Consider the following 20,374-nt stretch of genomic DNA (forward strand, 5'->3'; position numbering starts at 1 on the left):
GCAGCCGCGAACCAACCGTCAAACCGCCGCCGGAAACTGTCCGGGATTTAGCGGAATCACTGTCCGGGAATTACTGAAAACTGTGTCCGGAGATTTCCGGAAATCCTGTCCGGACTTTTCCGAAACCCGCACCCAGCACCACCATTCCATCTGATGGCGCCGACTTGGCGCGGAGAACCCGAACCCAGCGTAGGCACCACAATGGCAGCGATGCGCGATCAGCTCGGGCGCGCGCTGTAGGGCAGGGCGATCAATATCACTCATGAAAACCTCCGTAGTTCCTATTATGTTCTCATTTTGAGCGGAGTCAATTAGAGGTTCGAATATCGATGCGAATTGATCTTTTCCGCAACGATCCGACCTGCATTGTCGATGTCGACATAACCGAGAAACACGGCCGGCGTTTTCCAGCGGCCGCCGTCCATCGCGACCTTGATCGGGACGCCAAGCTTGATCGCTCGCGTTGCGTATGTGCGTCTGCCTATTGTGTGCGACGGCCGGTAATCGATTTGCGCCCGTCGGCAAACCGCGGCAATGCGATCGTTCACAGACCACCTCGATGAGTAGCGGAAAACCCGCTCGCCGTCCTTCATCGGCAGGTGGGCGATGCGGTAGGCGCACTCGTACGTGAGATAGGCCATCGCGTTCTTCGGTCTTTGTCTTTGCCAGCCTTATCGTCTTGTTTTTGATATCGACGTGTTCGCCCAAGACGTTGCAAGCCTCTGACACGCGCGCTGCACAGTCCTGCATAAAGAAGACGACGGCGGACAGGTGATAGAGGCCGTCGGCGTTCGCCTGGCTGATGAACTTGCTCATCCACTCGCCGTTGACTGCCGGAAGCTTTACTGGCTTTTCGATCTTGAAGGAGCGAACACGGATCGCGCTGCACCATCCGAACTCGTGGGCATGGTTGAGGATTGCTCTCGCCGGCGTCAGCACCTGCCGATTAATGGTGGCAGCCTTGCAGATAGGAAAAACCTCTATCCCCGTCTGCCGCACCTCGGTGGAGACGATCGTCGCCACCAATCTCCCACTGAAATACTCGACGACCGGCGCCACGTAGCGCTGCGATCCGCCCATCCTCAGATAGCTGTCAGCGGCGGCGTCGAAGGTTTTCTCGTTATCGTTGGCCGCCTTCCATCCGTGCTGTGTCAGCATCAAGCCTCCTCTGTTCTCATCAACGGAGGATTAAGTGATATCGCTTAATATGGGAATAAGTGATGTCACTTAATGGTTAATCGGGGCGACTGATGGTCAACGATAATGGTAGAGGAAGGGGGCGGCCGCGGCTCGATCTGGAGGCGGTGCTGGTGCGATTGCCAGAAGGTACCTGCACCAGAATCGACGCGCTGGTCGGGAAAAATCGGCGGTCACAATTCGTTAGAGAGTTGATCGAGGCGGAGTTAGCTAGGCGGGAGGGCGACGAGCCTCAAAAACGCGGCTGATCGTCCGCGGCAATGCGGCGGCTTTTCAATTGGATTGCAAAAGCCCGTCGTCTGCTGTCATGCAGGACGACGGGCTCCCATGGTGCGTCAACGAGAAGCCACATTACTGACCGTTGTTGGCAGGTGCTGCGGGCGCCGGTGCAGGTGTGGCGGTATTGCCAGTAGGAGCCGCCGGCGTAGCCGGCGCGGGTTGAGTTGCCGTAGTGGAAGCGGTCGTGTTGCGGTCGATTCCGGTGCCACCCCATTGCGACCACGCAAAGGCCGCCACCGCGACAATGGCGATGATAGCAACCCAAGCTGCGATGCCAGATCGTCTCTGCGTTGGGATGAATTCCGGATCTGAAGCCGGGCGGTTCGGATCATTCAGATTTGGTCGGTTAGGGTCGTTAGGTTCGTAAGCCATATTGTTTCCTCCTAAAAGTCACAGGGGTAATGGAGGCCGGTTGGCTTTTGTTCCGTAGTGATGCAATGCGGAGCAATCATTCCTCTTCAGACGGCTTCCAATTTCTCGATCGCCCGCCGCGCTAGTTCAGGGCGCCCGCCGAGGTAATGCGCATCTAGAATCAAATCGACGTCACGCATCGCGTGTCCGGTCAGCGCGCCGATCTCGGCTGCGGTGCATCCGGCTAACGCGAGGCGAGTGACGGCAGTCCCCCGCAGGTCGTGGAAGGTCAGATCTTCTATGCCCGCATTTTTGCACGCCCGTTTCCAGGCCGTGTCGAATCCATCGGACGTCCACGGTCGTTTGAAGCGCGTTGTCGTCAGGACGGTCTCGGCGACGTGGGGCTCTAAGTCGAGCTCAGCGCGGAGTTGCTTGGCTATCGGAATGGCTACCCGCGCGCCGGTCTTGCCCTGCCTCAGGCGGATCACGTCAATAGTACACTGACTCCACTTGAGCTTCAGCAGGTCGGCCTTGCGTTGGCCAGTCCAGATTGCAAGCTGCATCGCGAGCTGAAGACTGCGAGGTGCAACAGCCAGAAAGGCATTGATATCCGCCGAGTTCCATATTTTGTCGCGCCGGTTGCCGCGATAGAGACGCCCGCCTCGCTCGGCGATGTTGACGGAAAGAATGCCACGGTCTTTACCGAACGAGAGTACCCTGGACAGCGTGGACCACGCGTAGTCCGCTGTTCTTGGCCGATCGCTCATGGCATCACGCCAGGCCTTGAACCGGACACGAGTTTCCTTTGCTTCAAGATCGCCGATGGAGAGGTTACCGAATTCGCTGCGGAGATCGTCGAGGTAGCGATCGTATTCGCGCCTTGTCAGGGCCGCCTTCAGTTTGAAATCTGAGGCCGCCCATGGTCGTCGAGTTGGGATTTCGACGTCGCTCATGTGCCTCCTGATGGGCGGCGGGCAGTGCCGGATCGTCTGGCTGGATTGGGCCGCTATCGTTGCGCAAGAGCGGCCCGCCGCGCCAGGCGTAGCAGTAGTAGATGGTCTTGCCTGTCGCGGGGCGCTTGCGAACCCTGGCCAAACCCTTCAGTCTTTGTGAACACATAGCATTCTCCTTTGTCGTTGAGCCAAAAGTCTCCTCGATGTGGTGAATGCTGCGGTTGGTGTGCCGCGCATCAAAGGATAGCCGCGGCAGCCTAATATCAAGTCCCTTTCGTTCGATCCCGTAGACGAACGCCAGGACCATTGCCGTTTTGGTCAATGAACATGACGCCGGCCGATTCGAGGGCGGCGCGGACATCACGGAGTGTGCGCTCGTAAGGAGTGCTTTTTTCCAGCTCGAAATTGGCAAGCGTAGCCCGACCGACGTCCGCCGCTTCGCAAAGATCTCCCTGCGACCAGCCTATGAGGCCACGCGCGGCGCGGCATTGGGCAGCGGTAATAGACATTTTTTACAACCCTATGTAAAAGTTATTGAATTCGTCGAAAGTCGATGTATTTTGTATCGTGTTGTAACAAATGAACAGCATTAACGCAACGAGGAGCGCCATGACAGTCCACGCACCGATTTCCCACGCCAATAGAAGTCTTTTGCCACGCTCGCTGCTAGGCAGACGAGTCGTCCGCAACTACGTCGCCACATACCGCTTCACCGTTGGACAGACGGTTATATTCGCATCAACCCCTGCCGTCGTCCTGGAGCGCTCTCGCTCGGCGAAGGGCAGGGAGGTCTATAAGATTTTCCTCTTCGACAAAGGCGACCGGCCCTACAGGCACGTGTTCGGATCGGTACTGCAGCCAGTTTCCTGAACCCCGCGGGGCGGCCCGGTGCTTGGACACGTCGGGTCGGGCGGGTGGCGGTGGCTTCACAACGCCGTCGCCCGCTACAGTTTTAAGGCGCGATCTGCGCGCCGCTCGGCCTCGCGGCCGGGCTCCTTTATCACCACCGTCACCACAAGCGCACCCACCGGCTACCAACCGGTGGGTTTTTTGCTGGCCATGATCGTGCTATGTGATGTCTTATGAGAACTCGTCCCTCCCATCTCCGACACATGCGCGTGCGCCATTGGGGCGCACCGACCGTGTTCGGGGAAAATCATGCACCACAAAAGAAAACGGCCGCGGATCGCTGCCTGTGGACTTTGCAAACCTCATAAGACAAACGGTACCTGTCCTCGGCATAAAGATATGAGGATGGGAAATCGACGGCGGTTCCTGTCAGGCAGTGACCAGTTGCGTTGCGAGGAGCTCAAGTCGCCTTCAAGAGATCGATAACAGGCGCCGTCGGCCTCACCAGCCGGCGGTTTCTCTATTCGGCTGTGTGTTTGGTGATGGGAGCTCGACTGTCCTGTGACCAGCCGTGAGTCGCCACCGCTTCACTTGGTGGATCCTTTTCGACTACCGCAATGGCAAATACCAGCGCCGTCAGTGCCGATACGAAGATGATGCCGTACGTCATGTCGGCCTCCTTTTCTAGTTGGAGGAAACTTGCGCCGGTCCGGTTAAGGTTTGCTTGTCGAGGATGGTTAAGCTCGATAAGCTGAAATTAATGAAATCAAAGGCTTATTGTCGAATTTATGGCACAAGTATCGTCCGCATCTCCATTCGACCACCTGCCGCTCTTCGCTACCGACCTTGAAATAGCTGAAGCGATTGTCGGCAAGGAGCGCGCCGCCAAGTGGGTTAAGGAACGCATGCCGGCGCTCGTTAAGGTGCCCGGGTGGCCCGAGGTCGATGAGTTCCACGGAGGGCGCCCGGTGCCTCTTGTTCGGCTGTTCTACAACAACTGGATGGGCATGCCGACGGGCGGAGCGATCGGCTTACCGCGCGGCAGGGAGCGCCCTGAGGCGTGGGGGAAGAGCAGGCGAAATAACACCGCAGGGCGAGCCGTTTAGCCCGATAACCAATTATCTTGTTTGGTTGCCTTTCTGCCACTTCCGTTGCCGCAATAGTTGAAGCTAGTTTCCGAGCATCAACGCTGGGGACAACTATGAATCGCAGATTGCTTACCGCCGCTATTATCCTTCTTTCGCTTGCCTCTTGCGCAAAACGACCTGGCGCCATTGAGCCAGCCGACATTCCTATGGCCGCGTACCAGAACGATGGATGTCCGGCGCTCGCCGCGAACCTCAAGACCGAACAGTCAAAGCTCGACTCGCTGTCGAAGGATCAGAACAATGCAGCAAATGGTGATGCCTTCGGCGTGTTCATGATTGGTGTGCCAGTTTCTAGTCTTACCGGCGCCGACAAGGCGGGAGATATCGCTGTGGAGAAGGGAAAGGTTCAGGCCATCCAGAATCAACAGCACGCCAAGGGATGTAAGGTGTAGCCTTGGGGCCAAAGCCCGCAAAATACCCGGCATGATAACGGGTATTTTCAACACAAAAAAATCCAAAAAACCAAGCAAATTCAATAGGTTTTGGCGGAAGAGGTGGCCGCCCGCCGCACCTATTCACCCATGAACAGGAAGGAGGGGCCCTAGGGCCCCTCCATAGTCGTCACTCGACAATCTGAACGACCTTGCGGGTCTTCGGCTGCACAATCACGCGTTGGTGGTTGACCACGGCATAGGCAAAGGACGGATCGTCAGGAACCGGAGTAACAACCACCGATTCCGGTAGTTCGTGGCCGACGACGATCTTGTCCTGCACAACGACGTCTTCAGCAGGCATCGGCTGCTGCTGAACGTAGGTGACAACCCGTTCCGGCGGGGCGAGCGCAGTGCCGATGACGGCGCCTGCAACACCGCCGACAGCGGCACCGACAGGGCCGCCAACGACAGCACCCGTTACGGCGCCGCCGGCAGCGCCGGTCACGGTCGAGTTTGCAGCGAAGGCCGATCCGGTTAGAAGGCTACCGGCGGCGGCCACAACGATGAGAATTTTCGAGTTCATGACTTCTCTCCCTATTTGTCCGATTCCAGCGCCGGAGCGGCGTGGGGATCGGATCTGCGAGGGAAATGCGTTTTCGCAACATCGGTTCCAGCATACGGACTTTAGTCCCGTCAGCCTGGATAACGCGCGTCCGCGTTCAATCTGCTGACGGTTAGCGACCGCGTATATTGCGGTGATATCGTCAGAACTGCCGCGAAAGATGCCGATTCTCCCCCGGTCGGTGGCACTCTTCGCTCACATAGTCCTTCAAATCAGGCGCACGGTTTCGTTCAGACCTTAGTCCGAGCCAGGGAACGAACCGCGCCGCTCCTCGTTTGTTGGCGCAGTTTCGAAAGATTGTCACTGGAGGGGATCACGGAATGAAGACGCTGGCGTTGATGGCATTCTTGGCGGCAGGTGTAGTTGGAACTGCCATTGTCGTGATGAAACTCGCCAGCACGTTCATCGTGGTTGAGCATCCTCACCCGACCGCCAATCTCTCCGCCCCGCCACTTTGGACATCGGTGCCGGTGCGCATCGAGCGGGCATCCCAGAGCTTGGAACGCCTTCCGCCTGACGATTCGACTTACGCTCAAGCCTCACCGTCGCCGCTGCCGGCGGCGGTCAATAAGGATGTGGCGGGACCCGGGGCGGGAGGAAAGATAATCACGCTGTCAGCGCAGCACGTCGCTCGGTGCGCAAACCGGTATCGATCCTTTAACCCCGAAACGAACACGTATCGATCGTTCCACGGAGCCCTCCGATCTTGCGCAGACCCGGATGAGACGGTGCAGTCGAACACAACAACAGCTTCGGTTCAATCTGGGATAACTGGCTGGTGCAGCAGTCGCTATAAATCGTATCGGTCCACGGACAACACGTACCAACCCTTGGCTGGTGGACCCCGCCGCCCATGCATGATGCCGAGATACGTGGCGGATGCCTCGGCTATACAATGAAACTCCTCGCGTGGCCCTTCATGATTGGCAACTGCGGGAGGCCCGATCGAAAGGCTGTGGGAAGCTTGCGAGATTGATTGCAAGGGGCAGCGATCTAATCTCCGCCGATCGATCACGACGTAGAGAATGACCGGTGAGTATTTCTGCGGCCGCTTTTCTGCTGCCCAACTTGGTTCTCCATTCAGCAAGGCGCCGAAAATAGCCTTTGATGCAAAATCTGACGTTGCGAAGGGGCGAGCGGTCATCTGGTCGTAAGGCCATCCTCGATCAAAGCGAGTTCGACGGCACCGACCAGCGCGTTCTCGAGCTTCTGGCGAGCGACCGGATCTGCGTTGGCTTCGCCGTTAACAAGCTGAAAGGCGGCGCTATGAATTCCGTCTATCGTCTCGTGACTTTGCGCCAACTCTTCCCGCATCCGGTCGATCGCGCGTCTCTTCAAGCGATTGGCGTGCCGATGGAATTGATCAGGCTGGAGGCCAAACCTCGCGTCAAATATCGCGTTCACAGCGTCTCTGAAGGCTCTTGCTGCTGCGTGTACAGGGTCCATCGGATTAAAGGTGGTCATCGAGAATTCTTTCATGCGGGCGGCTCTTTCGGCGGATGCCTGCCAGACAAAAACGGCCATTCGGCGATAACCCGCGGCAGGCGACAGAGAATTTAACCAGTGCGTTTGCAGTGGAGGAGGGTCGTGTCCCGCCGAGTGGTGTAGTTTGGCGGTAACGAAGCCGCTCGGGAGCGCGCTTTCAATCGCGCCGAAGCGGCGGTCATCGAAGTTCTCCGGTACAGTCGGGTTGCTCACACCAACCTGATTGGAGGAACCACCGATGACCGATGTGATGATGAACCTGCGCACGCTCGTAGAGAAGACCCCCGACGCCGATATTTTGCGTGAGACGATCGATTTCGCCGCCGAGCGACTAATGGAGATGGAGGTGGGTGCTTCGACCGGCGCCGCTTATGGCCAGAAGACCCCGGTTGCGACGTAACGAATGGAGCGGGTCGGGGTCCGGAAGAAATATACCAGGGTCTGGAGCTGGGCATCTCTTTGTAACGTGAAGAACGCCAGATAAGTCAACGTTATCAGTCACGTACTATCCTCATAGCAGGGTGGCAGCCCGATCGCTACGCCGTGTCGCATTGTTGTAATAACTGGAAGCCTGCTGAACGGAACGATGACGCGATTGCTCCATTACCTCGGGCAGTGGAATGCCGCGATTGGCGGCCTCAATGATATGTCCAGGCCGCAGCCCGTGCGCAGAAAACTCCTCCGGCCCCAACCCCGCCATCTTCTCCCGCTGATTCAGGATTGCATTGCCCGACCGCGGATCGAGTGCCCGCTTCGAAACCGTGCCCCAGCGTGCGATCCTTCCGATCACGCTGCCTTTGTCGATCTTCGCGGCCGCCATCCAGCGGTTGAGGCCCCGACCGCCAGTCCGGTCAGATAGACGGAGCGTTGAATGATGTTGGACTATTTCGTCGGGACAGCGCTCTTGTTAATTATGGGTCGGTTACTGAATTAGGTCTCGATTACGATAGGAGCGGCGACGCGTTTGAGGAGCAAAGGGACGAGTGATGGACACGGCTCTCGATGAAAACGCGGTGCGCGCCTTGGCAACGGCTGAGTCTTTCGCGCGCGGCAGGGACTACGTTCGGCATGGCGCCGTTTTAGCGCTCGAACGCCGCGGCGACGAGTTGATCGCCGAAGTCGAAGGCAGCGAATACACGCCGTATGTCGTCACGGTCGAACTTCTTGATAACAACGTGGCCGCCACACAGTGCTCCTGTCACTACGACTGGGGCGGTGCCTGCAAGCACGTCGTCGCCGTGTTGCTCAAATATATCGCGGCTCCAGACGCGATTACACAAAAACCCTCCGTCGCCGGTATGCTCGAAGGACTCGATCGTGAAGCCCTGGTTGAGCTGCTGGTCAAGCGGGCCAAGGAAGATACGGCGTTCATACCGTGGCTCGAAACGGAACTGGCAACCGGTCAATCGGGTGACGGACTAATGGGCGCACAACGAGCTGCCGTTGATCCTGAACCGATCAGGCGACAGGCAAAGGCACTGCTGTCCGGGCGAGGTTCTCCCAAGGTCCGCCGGAGTGATGATGAAATTATTGTCGACGAAGAAGCCTTCGGATCGCTGATCGACAGGGCAAAGCCGTTTCTCGAAGCGGGCGACGGACGCAATGCGTTAAATATCCTCGAGGCGGTGACCGAGACGCTCGTGCCGGTATGGCGCGAACGGGCGGACTGGGACGAGACGCTGCATGCGTTCTTTCCCGTGCTTGGGCAGATGATTGCCGAGGCAGTTTTGATGAGCGATCTACTCCCGGCAGAGTGTGACGAGCTGATGATGCGGATAGATGTGTGGCAGGGCATGCTCTACGAATACGGTCTCGAAGAACATCTGCAGGTTGCCATCGACGCGCTTGATCAAGGTTGGGACGAGATGGGTCTCCAGGATGTTCTTGCCGGGCGGGCGCGCTCCTGGCCGCTTTCTGGCGGTGGCGATTGGACAACGGCGCGGTTGACCGAGGCGCGTCTGCGCGTTCTCGATATAAAGGGAGATACAGAGGCGTTCCTCAACCTTGCCAGCGCCGCTGGGCGCCATGGTGACCATGCTATGATGCTGATCCGGCTCGGACGCATTGCGGATGCCCAAGACCATGCACGCAATAAATTCCGATCTGCCGAAGAGGTGCTCGAGTTTGCGCGGCTGTTGAAGCAAGCATCACAGATTGACGCTGCGCTGGATATCGCCGAATGGTGGCTGACGCTGAGATCCGATGACGTAGCCTCGTATGGAACGGTCACCCTAGCGCGCTGGTTGCGCGACATTGCTGATCTGTCGGGGAGGCGTTCACTTGCCTTTTATGCGGCGCGCGCAGCCTTTGAGCGCAGCTTGTCGCTTGGGGATTTCAGGGCGACCGCGGCCCTGGCAGGGGCGGAATGGAGCACGTTTCGGTCCCACCTTCTCGCAAGTCTGGCGGCTGCGAAATACGCTCGTGACCGTACTGAGATATATCTCGGCGAGGGCATGGTCGATGAAGCGGTACAATCCGTCGATCTGACGAACATGATCGACAATCCGTCCGACGCAGTTCTCATGCAGCTAGCTGACGCTGCGCACGCCAGCCATTCCGATTGGGTGATAGAGATTGCCGGGCGTATGGCTGCCGGCATCATGGAAGCCGGCCGATCGGCGCACTACGACCTGGCCGCAAGGTGGCTCGAAATGGCTGCACGCGCCTATGATGCCGCCAATCGGTTCGACGATTGGATGACACAGATCAACCTCTTGATCGAACGGCATCGGCGCAAGCACAAGCTACGTCCTCTGCTTGAGGCGCTTCGACCGAGACGCTAATGCGGACGCCGTCAGACACGCCATTTATCGGGCAGAACGAACGTGACCATCCCGGGATTTGATCATATCCAACTGGCGATGCCAACTGGGCAGGAAGGCAAGGCGAACGTTCTACAGCGAATTGCTGGGACTTTCAGAAACGACGAAGCCTGCGCAGCTGGCTTCCCGTGGAGGCTATTGGTTCGAAAGCTCAAGCGTGAAAATTCATCTTGGCATCGACCCGAATTTCACCCCGGCAAGAAACGTGCATTCCGCCTTGCTCATCGACGATTTGGAAGGGCTATGCCTCCGTTTGCGAGAGGCGGGCTATCGCACGGCGTCCGACCAGCAGCTTGAGGGTTTTCTCGGCAGGATACACGCTTCGACGACTTTGCCGTGGATTTTCGGCCCTATTTCGGTATCGTTGTTCAGACAAGCAATGCGTTGACTTCGCCGCAGAAATGGTGAGGCAATTTGACTGACGCCCTAACCCCTTTTCAGGGAGTTGGCAGCAGGCCCCAAAAGCCTGATTTGCGACCGTGGACGCGCCGCAGGTTCGCGAGATAGGTTTCGTGCGTGCTGATCGAACCGAAATCCTGGACCTGCTTCGCCAGCGACCGGCATTCTGAAAGATGCCGTGCGGCATGCTTGTAGCGGCTCGATCTTGCGCTCTCCAGCGTGAAGTCGATCATGGCCCGTAAGACCAGCGTCGCGGCAAGCGGGTGTTTTTCCGACAGCTCCTCTGCCGCCGGCGTCATCAGTTCGTAATAATTGCCATCGAGCTCGATATGCCGTTTCATCACGAGCTTTGCCGCCTCAGTGCCTGAGGGCCAACGCAGGAAGAAATATAGAGCATGGTGAACGTTTGCGAAGCGTTGCGCGTATGCGAATGCCCTTTCCTCAGCGTCCAGATCGTCGAAGTCGGGTAGGCGTTTGAGATAGGCGCGGAGGTGTTCATCATTCAGCGACTGTTCGAAGCACTGCCACCGGAACGCCTGGGCTTCGTCTTCCCGCTCCAGCGCCTCCAATGCTTCGACGCGCGCAAGCTGCCATTCAAAGGGAACTTCGTTGTGCCTTTTGGTATCGACACTATCGAGTGCCTTGAGGGCCTCCTTAGCTCGTCCTGCCGAAATCAGACGTTTGGCGATCTCGGCAGCCACGGTAGGCGCTGTTCGGGTCTTTTCCGGTTGCTGGGCGATATAGGCATCGACATCACCCTGGGCATCGGCGATTGCCTGCAGCGCGTAGCTGGTGGTGCGTTCCTTGTGGCGGCCGAAAACTTCATCCTCATAGATCTCTCCCTGGCTGCTCCAGCCAATGATCTTGCGGTCCTTCTTCGCTAACTTTTCCTGCGGTTCCTTAGACCATGCCACGAACAGCGCTTTCAGACTTTCCAGTCCCGCGCCATCTAGCGCCGGCGCCATCGCCGTAATCAGACTATCGAACTGGCCATAACCATTGTTCTGAAACGCCATGAACACCTTTTCGGCAAGCCCGTCTTTATTGATCGCTGCTGCCTTGGCGAGGACACCCGCGTCCGTGCAGGCGTGATGAAAGATCTGGATCAGAGTGCCGCTACCATCGTCGGAGCGGGCAAAGATCGATTCTGCCAGCGCTAGAAATTGCCAGATGAGCTCGAATGCCTCAGTCGGATCGTCCTTCGCGACGGTCTCAACAATCAATTTGCGCTGAGTTTCAAGATCCAGCCTGGTCGCCTTCACTTTTCGCCAGTCGATAAAAGTGCGGGCGCGGCCGATGCTCGAAAGCCGCTTGCGCACTTCGCGGGCGATCTCGGCGCTGGAATGATTGCCGGCAAGCTCGAGACGCAGGCGGCGTTTGTGCGTGGCATTGCCAGTGGAAATCTCGATGAGCAGCTCGGCCAGGCGTTGTATGCCGAGCGCTTCGAGGTTCTTTGCGTTGAGGGTCGTTTTCGCAGCCATGGGCGCCAAGATGTCTCGACGTTTCTGTTGAGATGATGGCACCTTGAATCATTTTTATCGCCGACTGGCAATCTCTTCGACAAACCACACACCCGACAGGAGATGCCGAGCGCCTATCCTGCGGCTATTCTCCGGTCCCCATTGGCGCCAGATCGTGCTATCAATATGTTAAAAACAGATTGAAACGCGCACATACGGAGGTGCCGATGCTGAACACCGATACACGACAAGCGAATTGGCGCCGTTCAAATCCAGGCAAGTATGTTGCTCATCTTGCTGTGCAGCGGGCCGTGAAAGCTGGCGACCTCGAAAAGCAAACCTGCGAGGTCTGCGGTGTCGTATCGGTCGATGCCCATCACGATCAGTATGATGAGCCGTTGCAGGTGCGATGGTTATGCCGACGGCATCACACCCGGCTTCATCACTACGGCGAAGATATGTTTCTCGTCAGGCGCTCTCCAAATAGCTCGAGTGATACCAGCTCTTGAGCCGCGGTCCGATGCTGTCTCGTTTGCCGGACATCGCGCAGGAATGCTTCACGGCCATCGGCGTGAGCACCTGTTCCCATACGATCTCCTACGGGTATGATCCGCTCGGCCGGTCTATCAGCCGGCAGATTTCCGGCAGTGGCGCCGAGACATGGCACTATGATGCGATCGGCCGCATAGACAATCATTCAAGCGATCTCGGGGCGTTTCAGCTTAGTATCTGGGGCAGACACAGCAGCTGACCGCCCGACAGTTGCTGCCGGCGACCTCCAGTCTGAAGACGACCTGGAGCTATCTGGACAACACGCATGATCGGCGGCTGGCGGGAATCGCTAACACTGGATTGACCGCAGGCCAGTTCACAAACTTTGCGTTCGACATGACGCCGGAGAATTTCATTACCGGCGTCAGGCAGACCAGCGATGCAGCGGTGGCCGTACCGAGTCCAGCTGCCCAGACCGCCGCCCTTAATAACCTCAACCAACTGACGGATTTAACCGGCCAGCCATACAGCTGCGACGTCAATGGCAACCTGCTCTCCGATGGGCAACGAAACTACAGCTGGGACGCTGAAAATCGCCTTGTAGCCATTTCCTATCCGAGTCAAGCCGGTGCGTCATGAACCTGGTCATCGGTCGAGACACGCGCGTAGCCGATAAGACGTTTTGGGGCCGGCGACGGATTGGCGACTTGCCGTTTTGCCATGGTTTTCTCGAGCGCCTTTGGGGTGCTTTGTACAAATAATGAATGCGTGAGAAAATGACCCTTTGCAAGCGTGTATTACAGATGAAATGCGAGGTGCCTGAGCGCGTTTCTTAAGAAGCGAGGCTCGGTAGGGCATAAGCGCATCGAAATGGACGTCCTGAGGCGTCTGCGGCGGAAATGGGCGAGCAATACTCTCTCCGAGGCCGATTTGATACCAAAAGCCCATAGGTCTCCCGAGAGTGGGACAGAGGCAGGGTGGGTGGACCTCCCGTTGTCACGGCAAGCTTCACTGGCGGAGGAGCTTCGTCCTCAGGGCCCGTGCGTGTTGAAGAAACGAGTGATGATATCGCCGGGGATGGAAAGGCGTTTGGAGGGGAGCACAGTGGCGTCGTTCAATTGCGAGATCACGCCGATCATCGTCAGCTATCTCGGCAATGCTGGTCAATCGCCTGCGCTGACCGAAACGCCTTTTGCCACCTCGGCGACCCGATCGGGGAACCTTAGCAAGCGACCAGAGCACTTCCTCGAGCCGGGTGTCACCGAGCATCGCTGATAACGCCGAAAACATTGCCATCGGACTTGCGACCAACTACGCGATGCCGAGAAGCCGAGTGCGATTGGTCGTCCGTCGTGCTGAGCTCCGGAGCTTATGTGGAACTGGATAGTGCGCCTGCGCCCGGTAAGCCGGATGAAGCTCGCGAGAGGACTGGCACCACCCCTAAACCGCTCTGCCGCTTGCCATTGTCGCGATCAAGCCCCGATTTCAGATCGGTTGTCCAAGGTTCATGTTTTCCGCGATTGATTCCTGAGGTCTGATCGGTCCAGCAAACTCCTGCTCCGCAACGTTAACGAACAAGAGATGAAATGATCGCATCATCGTCGCGGAACCAATCTCCCGGCTCCCCACAGACACCAATTGGCCCTGCCTCGGTGGGGCCTTCTCTTTGACTGCTTGACGACGCCAATCAACCGGCCAATCACCGCCGACAGGATCAATGAGGGCGGTTGATCATCATTGGAGACTTCTTGCATGACTGTCTGTCGCAACCGGGACATGGTAAGGGCCTGGGAGGAGTTCCAGGAGAACTTGAGTCTCCTGGGGCGTCGGGCACAAGAAGCGAGCCAAACGATCGAGGTGGCTGGTCCCGGCTTCCAGACCTATCGGAGCCTGATGGAAGGAACTTTCCTCGACCATCTTGGCCGACGGGTATGCCGCATTCTCGAACAGCAGAGCTCGGACGACTCCGGAACGTTTCCCCACGGAGTGGTAGGCGTTGAAAAAATGCTGAGATGTGAAAGCCCATGAGTCCAATAACCGATTTTGTTTCCGAACTCGTGCGCGCCGCCAATGAAACCGACAAGCTAACAACCACCGAAACACGGCGGCTGCTGCAGAGAGCGGTTATCACGGTACGCGGTTTGCGGAACGCCGTCGGAATACCCAGCAGCAACACCCAGCATGATGCTCTTTTCCAGCTCGAGGCGATTGAGACGACCGTTGAGCACCAGCCAGCCAACGAGATAAGCGCCGCTTTACTTGACGCCGCTGACCTGATCCGAACCCTGCGTATCGTCGCTGATAGTGGAACTCGGGTCTCCATCGCACAGTAACATAAAGTTACAACTCGGACATGTGCGATCAATGGCCCGTGTGGCGATCGGGGGTCGCAGCAAGTCTTGGTTTCCATCACGCCTCAGACGCCCGTAAGCGGATATCCGTGATCCGGCTGACCGGAACTATCAGCACCCCATGTCGGGGCGAAGTGAGAAGATGATCCCCTGGAGGTGCGGACAAATTCTTGGACGGCTTATGCTGCAATTCCAAGATTCCGGCGGAATTCGGCGGGACTGGGGCCTTCCGACAGGCGACGTCTAAATCTGCGCCGCTTGCTGGCGCTGGTCATCAAGATTTTAGCCGTCGTTCCAATTCGCGCGCGACCGTGCCGGAACGTCGTCCGGGACGGCAAACACCCAACTGACGTTGATTTCTCAGAGGTGTCGTTTCCAGATGCATCGCGCGGGCCGTACAGGAAGTCGGCTTTCGCGATGACGTGCCGCCAAAACGTGGGCGACGTTGGAATGACCTCTCTATTCCGTCGCCATCGACGGAACAGGTTTTGTCAGATCCCGGTTCTTCCTGGTCCAGGAGTGCGCGACCAATAAAAGGCAGCTATGACCATCCAGCCTGATCCGCTGGCGGCTCCGTTTGCGACCATTGTGTTGCGACGATGCGTTTACCCGTGACCCCATCTGCATCCGACGACGCCAGCCAAAGCAATGGCGGGACGATGATCTGGGGATCGAGCAACTGGGACCGCGTTTCGGCAGAGACGCTATCGGGGATCATTCCGGTTAAAGTTGCCCCGCCCGGCAGAAGAGCATTGACCGTGACGCCGGTGACTCTCATCCCGCGTCCTCACCACATCCGCTCGTGCAGCACGGCGTCGAACACCACGTCTGTCGAGACCAAAGCGCAGTGCTCCAGCCTTGTCTGCGCTGCAAGAATTCGATCCCAGGGATCACGATGTTCCCAGTCGAATGCCGCTGCCAATTCGGCATGAAGATCGGTGATCGCCAGCGTCTGCAAGCCGCTGTCAGCGACGGCGGCGCGCAGTTCCTGTGGTTTGAGATCGAGTTTCTTCAAGCGCATCTTGTTGTTGAGCTCGTAGAAGGTCACGGCGCTGACGAGGACGATGTTGACCTTGTCTTCGATGAGGGATCGTGCGGTCGCCGAAAGCCGGTCACTGCCGATCGTCCACCAATAGACGGCATGGCTGTCGAGGAGCACCCTCACGGGCGGTTTCCATCGCCAGCAGGCTTGCCTTGAAACACGCCCACGTCGTCATTCCAGTCGCCGGCATTGATCGCTTCCTGAGCAAGATCCTTTTCGTCGAAGAGGTCATCGGGCAAGGCGCGGTGGCGCAATAAGCCGAATGGCCGCTTGTTGCCAGGTGATCCGGGACCGATACGCGCATAGACTTGATTGCCGCGCATGATGACAATTTCCTCGCCCTGGTTGGCGCGTTCCAGCACCTCGGCGAAATTTTTGCGCGCCTCGCTGATCTTGTAGCTTGTCTGCGGCATCGCGGTCTCCAGCCTTGATCTGCGGACGATAGCATGGCCAATCTTCGCGTACAACCAGCTTGTACCTATAGCTTCCGATAACGAATTTGGTGCCGCTTTTGCGTGGCCGGCGTGAGAACGGTCCAAAAATTCTGCGGTGAGATTCGGCCGAAAAATGAACCAGTGGTCTCGTGCTTACAAATCTTTGCGCATTGACGAATTGTCTTGTGATGACAGAGAATCTCAAGCCGATCCGGCACGTTGAATGACAGTGATTTTAGACAACTTTAAGGAAGTAAAAATACCACTGCAGTAAACTCGAAATTGGATACTTAACGACTTTCAACAGACATTCGCTTCAGATGAAGAAGGAGGGCGCCGATGCCCGCAACAATTTACCGCCGCCGGCTTCTTCTGTGCGGCGCACTTCTGCTTGCCTTCATGATCTTGTCTCCTTTGGCGGTTGTCGGTGGTGCAGATCTTGCCTGTCACGGGGATCTCGGAGGGGGCTGCGGCGACGTTGGCCTCCTTATCATCTTGTTTATTGCTCTGCCCGCTCTCGTTGTTGTGTTGCTTTGCGTTGTCTGGACGGCTGTACGCCGGTTGCAGTGGTTGAAATTGCCCCGTTGGTACATGGCATTCGCCAGCCTTATCATTATTGGAAACATTCGCGTTGTTTTGCAGGCACCCGAACTATTTGGGCGGTTCGGCACGCCATGGGCGGCGGTGACAACGCTATTTCTATCTGTTTTCATAGTCGTTTCGCTGTTGTGGGTTCCGGAGGCCACTGATCGCGGGCCTGTTTCGACATTTCTGCCGTGGACGGTATGTTTGCTCGGGATTTTGCAATTGGCGAGATTGGCCCCAATGATCCTTTATCCGACGGAGCTTCTGCCAGGAGGTCTCGAAATGTCGTATGCGATCAGAGGTGTTTCTTACTGGGGGCCGTTGGGTTTGCTTCCCGATCTTGCTGTGACTCTGGCATTCGTGGCGGTATCTCTCACTGTGATCATGCAGTGGCGCCGATCGCCTGCGTGAACCCAATCAGAGTGGCCGTAGGGCAGCAGATTTGCGCGCGTTCGCCATCAGCTGGCTGGCGCGGCGTGTGGCCGCCAGCAGGCAATTATCTGTTCGATCTCCTGTCTTCACTGACATGGATGAACGGCATTGTGTTTCGACATCTTGGTCGGTGAGCAGTTCGGCGATAGCGTCGCGGCGTTCGATGGGCAGAGCCGCGGCAATAGTGCCGCGTTCTTCGGCGCGGCGCTCGAGAGCATCCTTTGATTTTTCCGGCTTGGTCACGAACGTGCTCCAGATCGGCGATTCTGGACGGATCTCGGTCCTGCCTGAAGCCCTTTTTTGGCTGATTTGCGGAGCCTGATCAAATGCTATCGATATTCGTCGAGGCCTATCCGCCTTCGAACTCTTGTCCTGCATAAAGGACACGGAGAATAACAACTTCGGTTGGTTCAACCACAAATGCTATACTAACCCGGCGTTCGAAACCGACAATGCGCAAACCCGGCCTGATATGGTCGCGGGTCGTACCCCGCTGGGGAAAAGCCTCAAATTCCTCCATGAATGCTCTGATGCGAGCTATGTAGGAGCGAGCGACAGTGTTAGATGCGGCTTTCTTGCGGACGAAGCGATAGATGTGCAGTAAATCCAACTCCGCCTCTGGCGTGAGGCGAATATGGTAGCGATTCATCAACCTTCTTCCTGGTCGATGTCATCCATACCTGCCTCAAGCTGCTTCCAGGCTTCGTCGATCGGCCGTGCTTTGGTAGGATCGGCTCTGTAAGCGTCGTAGGTGTCAGCGACGTTTGTGCGGAGCCAGTGCTCTACCGCGCTCTCGCGCTCCTGCAGAGCTCGGAGACCTTCACGAATGACTTCACTTTCCGAGACATAGTCGCCGTTGGAGACTCGCTGCTTAACGAGATTAGCCATTTCCAAGGGCAACGTGATGCTTAATTGTTGCGTCGAACGCATGGACTGGACTCCTATCGATCCGCACATTTTATATCACGCGATGGGATAGAATCCTACTCAAATGTTGGTGTCGAATGTGTTCTTTGCCGCACGACGCTGAAGGGATCAGATGCGTCGGCCCATATTTCTGCTGCGATTCCCGCCTGTCGATCGGCGTGGTTCTGCGGAATCGATTGCGCTCTGATGATAGCTGCTTGGTCTTCCAAGATCAGCGGAATGTTCTGGGTCGGCCGGAATGCGCCAACAGGGGAATTACGCCATCGCAGAACTCTGTATTCTGCGACGTCGCGAAAGGTAGGCTGGTTCCATCCTTGAGAACGACCGGCTCATCCAAGCTGATCTGCTCTCGATGAAGCGATGCGATCTCGCTGCGCAGGCGACGGGATCCGAAGGCGACCATCAGGATCGCCTGGTCGCCCAGGTCACGCAGGCTGCCGCGCGGGCAAGTGGCAATGAGCCGAACAAGCACGTCGGCGGTGACGGCCCTAGTACTCTTGCGGCGGCGCGGTCGAAGGGTGGCTCGGACTGCCAGACGAATGGCAGATTTCAGGGCGGGGGAGGTAAAGGGCCGCCGAGGCCACGCCATTTGGTCAGAGTCGACCAGCACGCCAACCGCCGCCGCACAGTAGCCGGCGCGGCCCGGTTCTAGTTGCCGCGGCTATTCGACGGCGCTGTCTTCAAGGCTTCGTTATTGAGTAATGTTCGCTCTAGCGACGAAGCTACACTATTGCGAACGAGCGAAAGGATAAACGATGGGAAATGTTAGCATTCGAACGATGGTGCTGAGTGCCGTGGCGAGTTTGGGCTTTCTCTTCGGCGCGAGTTCCGAAAGCCTCGCGGAAAAGGCGACGCTTGGCGCACCGATCAGGCCAATGAATTTTGTTCTGGTGCAGGATGGTGACTGCCAAGAGAGCTGTATTCAATGGATCTCGGCGGAAGGGACAATCACGAAAGACACGCCGAGGCTTTTCGAGAGATTTTTGAAACGTCTTGAGGGCAGAAAGCTTCCAGTGGTGGTTCAGTCTCACGGTGGAGACGTGGAGGCAGCCCTGGCAATCGGACGCATGATCCGAAGGGCAGGATTGGAGACCGACGTCGGAAGAACGATGTTGAACGACTGCCCGATGTTGGACCCCCGCTGTCCGGACAAAATCGTAAAGGACGGTTGGTCGGCAGGAAAAGTTCGATCCGGAGGCGCCTATTGCTTTTCCGCATGTCCATTTCTGTTTGCGGGTGGAACGGTAAGGGCGGCAGCAATCAACGCTGCAATCGGCGTTCACCAAATCACCACGGTCTATCGAACATCTGATCGGGGAAATTCAGGGAAACAAACCTGGAAAGAGGCGACATTAACCAAGATTCCGCCAGCGCTGCACAAGGAGTTGGCTGCCTATTTCGATGAAATGGGAATCAGCCAGGATGTCTTTGCCATGATTGCGTTGGCCACGCCGCAGGGCATGTATCAAATTCAAACTCCCGAGGCGCTCAAATCGGGCTTTCTGACGAAAATCTATTCTTACGATGATGACCCTGGTCTCGCTGTTTACGGGCCACGCGCCAAACCCCAAGTGAATGGTGGTGAAAAGGAAAATGCCGCCGTTTCGGGACCGGCGATAGAAGATGCGGCGCTCAACAATGAACCAACAACTCGTTCCTCGGAGATCGCTACAGAGGATCAGTCTTGCTACGATGTGAACAGAGCCTATGAATCATTCCACAGCTCCGACAGCTTCGTCAGCAAAATCTACGAAGTAGCCCCCAATGCAAATCCGAGACTGCACCTCGAATGGCAAATGATCGATCGCAATTCCTTTATCAAAATCGAGCATGGTCTGTGGAAGCGGTCCTTCCCGGTCCCCGTTCAAACGGCGATTGATGGAAAGACTGGTCGTCCAGTTTTTACGGCCTGCCGACTTCAGGACAGCGAAGATCTGCACGGTGAACCGACGCTACGCTATTCCGCCCATTGGGAACGAAATGGCTGGATGGCAAGCATCAACATCTGGGTATCGAAAGCATCGGGGAAACTCGTGCAGGCCGTGAGCCAATACGAACAAGGGCATCGCGAGTTCGATTTCCCGGTTGCGCTTGAAACCATCAGCTACGATCGCAATCTCGTATTGGACGCCGAAGCGCCTTGACGGTGTGACTGCTCGACCCCTCGGGGTA

22 protein-coding genes and 5 pseudogenes are annotated in these 20,374 nt (G+C 57.2%); 12 read left to right on the forward strand and 15 right to left on the reverse strand.

The window, feature by feature from the left end; genetic code table 11:
* Positions 1-18 precede the first annotated feature (18 nt).
* From EV561_RS34320 to EV561_RS37460, 4 genes are all read right to left on the reverse strand, one after another.
* Positions 19-1,158, reverse strand: a complete 1,140-nt coding sequence (locus tag EV561_RS34320; RefSeq protein ID WP_132528355.1) for a hypothetical protein — start codon at positions 1,156-1,158, stop codon at positions 19-21.
* A 390-nt stretch (positions 1,159-1,548) separates the two neighbouring features.
* A complete protein-coding gene (locus tag EV561_RS34330) occupies positions 1,549-1,848 on the reverse strand; it encodes a hypothetical protein (protein ID WP_132528357.1) in 300 nt (99 codons plus the stop codon).
* 86 nt (positions 1,849-1,934) lie between these two features.
* Positions 1,935-2,780 (reverse strand): tyrosine-type recombinase/integrase, encoded by an 846-nt coding sequence (locus EV561_RS34335; RefSeq protein WP_245513204.1) that lies wholly within the window; start codon positions 2,778-2,780, stop codon positions 1,935-1,937.
* Between the two features lie 1,369 nt (positions 2,781-4,149).
* A complete protein-coding gene (locus EV561_RS37460; protein WP_165928022.1) occupies positions 4,150-4,299 on the reverse strand; it encodes a hypothetical protein in 150 nt (49 codons plus the stop codon).
* A 118-nt stretch (positions 4,300-4,417) separates the two neighbouring features.
* On the opposite strand from EV561_RS37460, the gene EV561_RS34350 reads away from it, so the two are divergent.
* The gene (locus EV561_RS34350) at positions 4,418-4,735 is read left to right on the forward strand and encodes a hypothetical protein (protein WP_132528360.1); all 318 of its coding nucleotides are present in this window, start codon (positions 4,418-4,420) and stop codon (positions 4,733-4,735) included.
* A 95-nt stretch (positions 4,736-4,830) separates the two neighbouring features.
* On the forward strand, positions 4,831-5,169 hold the full coding sequence (locus EV561_RS34355) for a hypothetical protein (protein WP_132528361.1): 339 nt from the start codon (positions 4,831-4,833) through the stop codon (positions 5,167-5,169).
* Between the two features lie 169 nt (positions 5,170-5,338).
* Here EV561_RS34355 and EV561_RS34360 read toward each other — a convergent pair whose 3' ends face one another.
* Both EV561_RS34360 and EV561_RS37465 read right to left on the reverse strand, forming a co-directional pair.
* Positions 5,339-5,734 carry a DUF1236 domain-containing protein gene (locus tag EV561_RS34360; protein ID WP_132528362.1) on the reverse strand — a complete coding sequence of 132 codons (396 nt, stop codon included), beginning with the start codon at positions 5,732-5,734 and terminating at the stop codon, positions 5,339-5,341.
* Between the two features lie 1,179 nt (positions 5,735-6,913).
* The gene (locus EV561_RS37465; RefSeq protein ID WP_165928023.1) at positions 6,914-7,237 is read right to left on the reverse strand and encodes a hypothetical protein; all 324 of its coding nucleotides are present in this window, start codon (positions 7,235-7,237) and stop codon (positions 6,914-6,916) included.
* Positions 7,238-7,496: 259 nt separating this feature from the next.
* Between EV561_RS37465 and EV561_RS34375 the strand changes: the two are divergent.
* Positions 7,497-7,643 (forward strand): annotated as a pseudogene (locus EV561_RS34375) (IS256 family transposase); the annotation flags it as partial.
* Between the two features lie 126 nt (positions 7,644-7,769).
* Here the strand turns inward: EV561_RS34375 and EV561_RS34380 are convergent.
* Positions 7,770-8,119: pseudogene (locus EV561_RS34380) on the reverse strand (integrase); the annotation flags it as partial.
* A gap of 125 nt (positions 8,120-8,244) precedes the next feature.
* Here EV561_RS34380 and EV561_RS34385 point away from each other — a divergent pair.
* Together EV561_RS34385 and EV561_RS37730 are read left to right on the forward strand one after the other, a co-directional pair.
* Complete coding sequence (locus EV561_RS34385) at positions 8,245-10,041, forward strand: SWIM zinc finger family protein (RefSeq protein WP_132528365.1); 1,797 nt, start codon at positions 8,245-8,247, stop codon at positions 10,039-10,041.
* A 196-nt stretch (positions 10,042-10,237) separates the two neighbouring features.
* Complete coding sequence (locus tag EV561_RS37730) at positions 10,238-10,468, forward strand: hypothetical protein (RefSeq protein WP_207910650.1); 231 nt, start codon at positions 10,238-10,240, stop codon at positions 10,466-10,468.
* A 49-nt stretch (positions 10,469-10,517) separates the two neighbouring features.
* Here the strand turns inward: EV561_RS37730 and EV561_RS34395 are convergent, their stop codons facing one another.
* A complete protein-coding gene (locus EV561_RS34395; protein WP_132528366.1) occupies positions 10,518-11,960 on the reverse strand; it encodes a DUF6880 family protein in 1,443 nt (480 codons plus the stop codon).
* A 206-nt stretch (positions 11,961-12,166) separates the two neighbouring features.
* Here EV561_RS34395 and EV561_RS34400 point away from each other — a divergent pair, with 206 nt between their 5' ends.
* Genes EV561_RS34400 through EV561_RS37740 form a run of 3 tightly spaced genes read left to right on the forward strand, consistent with a single transcriptional unit; the run spans position 12,167 to position 13,070 of the window.
* On the forward strand, positions 12,167-12,448 hold the full coding sequence (locus EV561_RS34400; RefSeq protein ID WP_132528367.1) for a hypothetical protein: 282 nt from the start codon (positions 12,167-12,169) through the stop codon (positions 12,446-12,448).
* 11 nt (positions 12,449-12,459) lie between these two features.
* Positions 12,460-12,690 (forward strand): hypothetical protein, encoded by a 231-nt coding sequence (locus EV561_RS37735; protein WP_207910651.1) that lies wholly within the window; start codon positions 12,460-12,462, stop codon positions 12,688-12,690.
* A gap of 11 nt (positions 12,691-12,701) precedes the next feature.
* Entirely contained in the window at positions 12,702-13,070 is a 369-nt protein-coding gene (locus EV561_RS37740) for a hypothetical protein (protein WP_207910652.1), read from the forward strand.
* Here EV561_RS37740 and EV561_RS38235 read toward each other — a convergent pair.
* A pseudogene (locus EV561_RS38235) lies at positions 13,061-13,153 on the reverse strand (recombinase family protein); the annotation flags it as partial. The gene EV561_RS37740 and the pseudogene EV561_RS38235 sit on opposite strands and share 10 nt — an antisense overlap.
* A 382-nt stretch (positions 13,154-13,535) precedes the next feature.
* On the opposite strand from EV561_RS38235, the gene EV561_RS37470 reads away from it, so the two are divergent.
* Together EV561_RS37470 and EV561_RS34415 are read left to right on the forward strand one after the other, a co-directional pair.
* Complete coding sequence (locus tag EV561_RS37470; RefSeq protein ID WP_165928024.1) at positions 13,536-13,706, forward strand: hypothetical protein; 171 nt, start codon at positions 13,536-13,538, stop codon at positions 13,704-13,706.
* Between the two features lie 749 nt (positions 13,707-14,455).
* The gene (locus tag EV561_RS34415) at positions 14,456-14,764 is read left to right on the forward strand and encodes a hypothetical protein (RefSeq protein ID WP_132528368.1); all 309 of its coding nucleotides are present in this window, start codon (positions 14,456-14,458) and stop codon (positions 14,762-14,764) included.
* An 805-nt stretch (positions 14,765-15,569) separates the two neighbouring features.
* Here the strand turns inward: EV561_RS34415 and EV561_RS34420 are convergent.
* Positions 15,570-15,947, reverse strand: a complete 378-nt coding sequence (locus EV561_RS34420) for a type II toxin-antitoxin system VapC family toxin (RefSeq protein ID WP_132528369.1) — start codon at positions 15,945-15,947, stop codon at positions 15,570-15,572.
* Positions 15,944-16,237: a type II toxin-antitoxin system prevent-host-death family antitoxin gene (locus EV561_RS34425; protein WP_132528370.1), complete on the reverse strand. Its 294-nt coding sequence runs from the start codon at positions 16,235-16,237 to the stop codon at positions 15,944-15,946. Before EV561_RS34425 ends, EV561_RS34420 begins: the two co-directional genes overlap by 4 nt.
* A 360-nt stretch (positions 16,238-16,597) precedes the next feature.
* On the opposite strand from EV561_RS34425, the gene EV561_RS34430 reads away from it, so the two are divergent.
* A complete protein-coding gene (locus tag EV561_RS34430) occupies positions 16,598-17,254 on the forward strand; it encodes a hypothetical protein (protein ID WP_132528371.1) in 657 nt (218 codons plus the stop codon).
* Between the two features lie 132 nt (positions 17,255-17,386).
* Here EV561_RS34430 and EV561_RS34435 read toward each other — a convergent pair.
* From EV561_RS34435 to EV561_RS38240, 4 genes and pseudogenes are all read right to left on the reverse strand, one after another.
* Positions 17,387-17,518, reverse strand: a pseudogene (locus EV561_RS34435) (integrase); the annotation flags it as partial.
* Positions 17,519-17,624: 106 nt separating this feature from the next.
* Positions 17,625-17,924 (reverse strand): type II toxin-antitoxin system RelE/ParE family toxin, encoded by a 300-nt coding sequence (locus EV561_RS34440; RefSeq protein ID WP_132528372.1) that lies wholly within the window; start codon positions 17,922-17,924, stop codon positions 17,625-17,627.
* A complete protein-coding gene (locus tag EV561_RS34445) occupies positions 17,924-18,205 on the reverse strand; it encodes a type II toxin-antitoxin system ParD family antitoxin (protein ID WP_132528373.1) in 282 nt (93 codons plus the stop codon). The genes EV561_RS34440 and EV561_RS34445 overlap by 1 nt, the downstream gene beginning before the upstream one ends.
* A gap of 292 nt (positions 18,206-18,497) precedes the next feature.
* A pseudogene (locus tag EV561_RS38240) lies at positions 18,498-18,841 on the reverse strand (integrase); the annotation flags it as partial.
* A 116-nt stretch (positions 18,842-18,957) separates the two neighbouring features.
* Between EV561_RS38240 and EV561_RS34455 the strand changes: the two are divergent.
* On the forward strand, positions 18,958-20,346 hold the full coding sequence (locus EV561_RS34455) for a hypothetical protein (protein WP_132528374.1): 1,389 nt from the start codon (positions 18,958-18,960) through the stop codon (positions 20,344-20,346).
* Positions 20,347-20,374 lie beyond the last annotated feature (28 nt).

Source organism: Rhizobium sp. BK376 (genome assembly GCF_004341625.1).
Classification (GTDB): Bacteria; Pseudomonadota; Alphaproteobacteria; order Rhizobiales; family Rhizobiaceae; genus Rhizobium.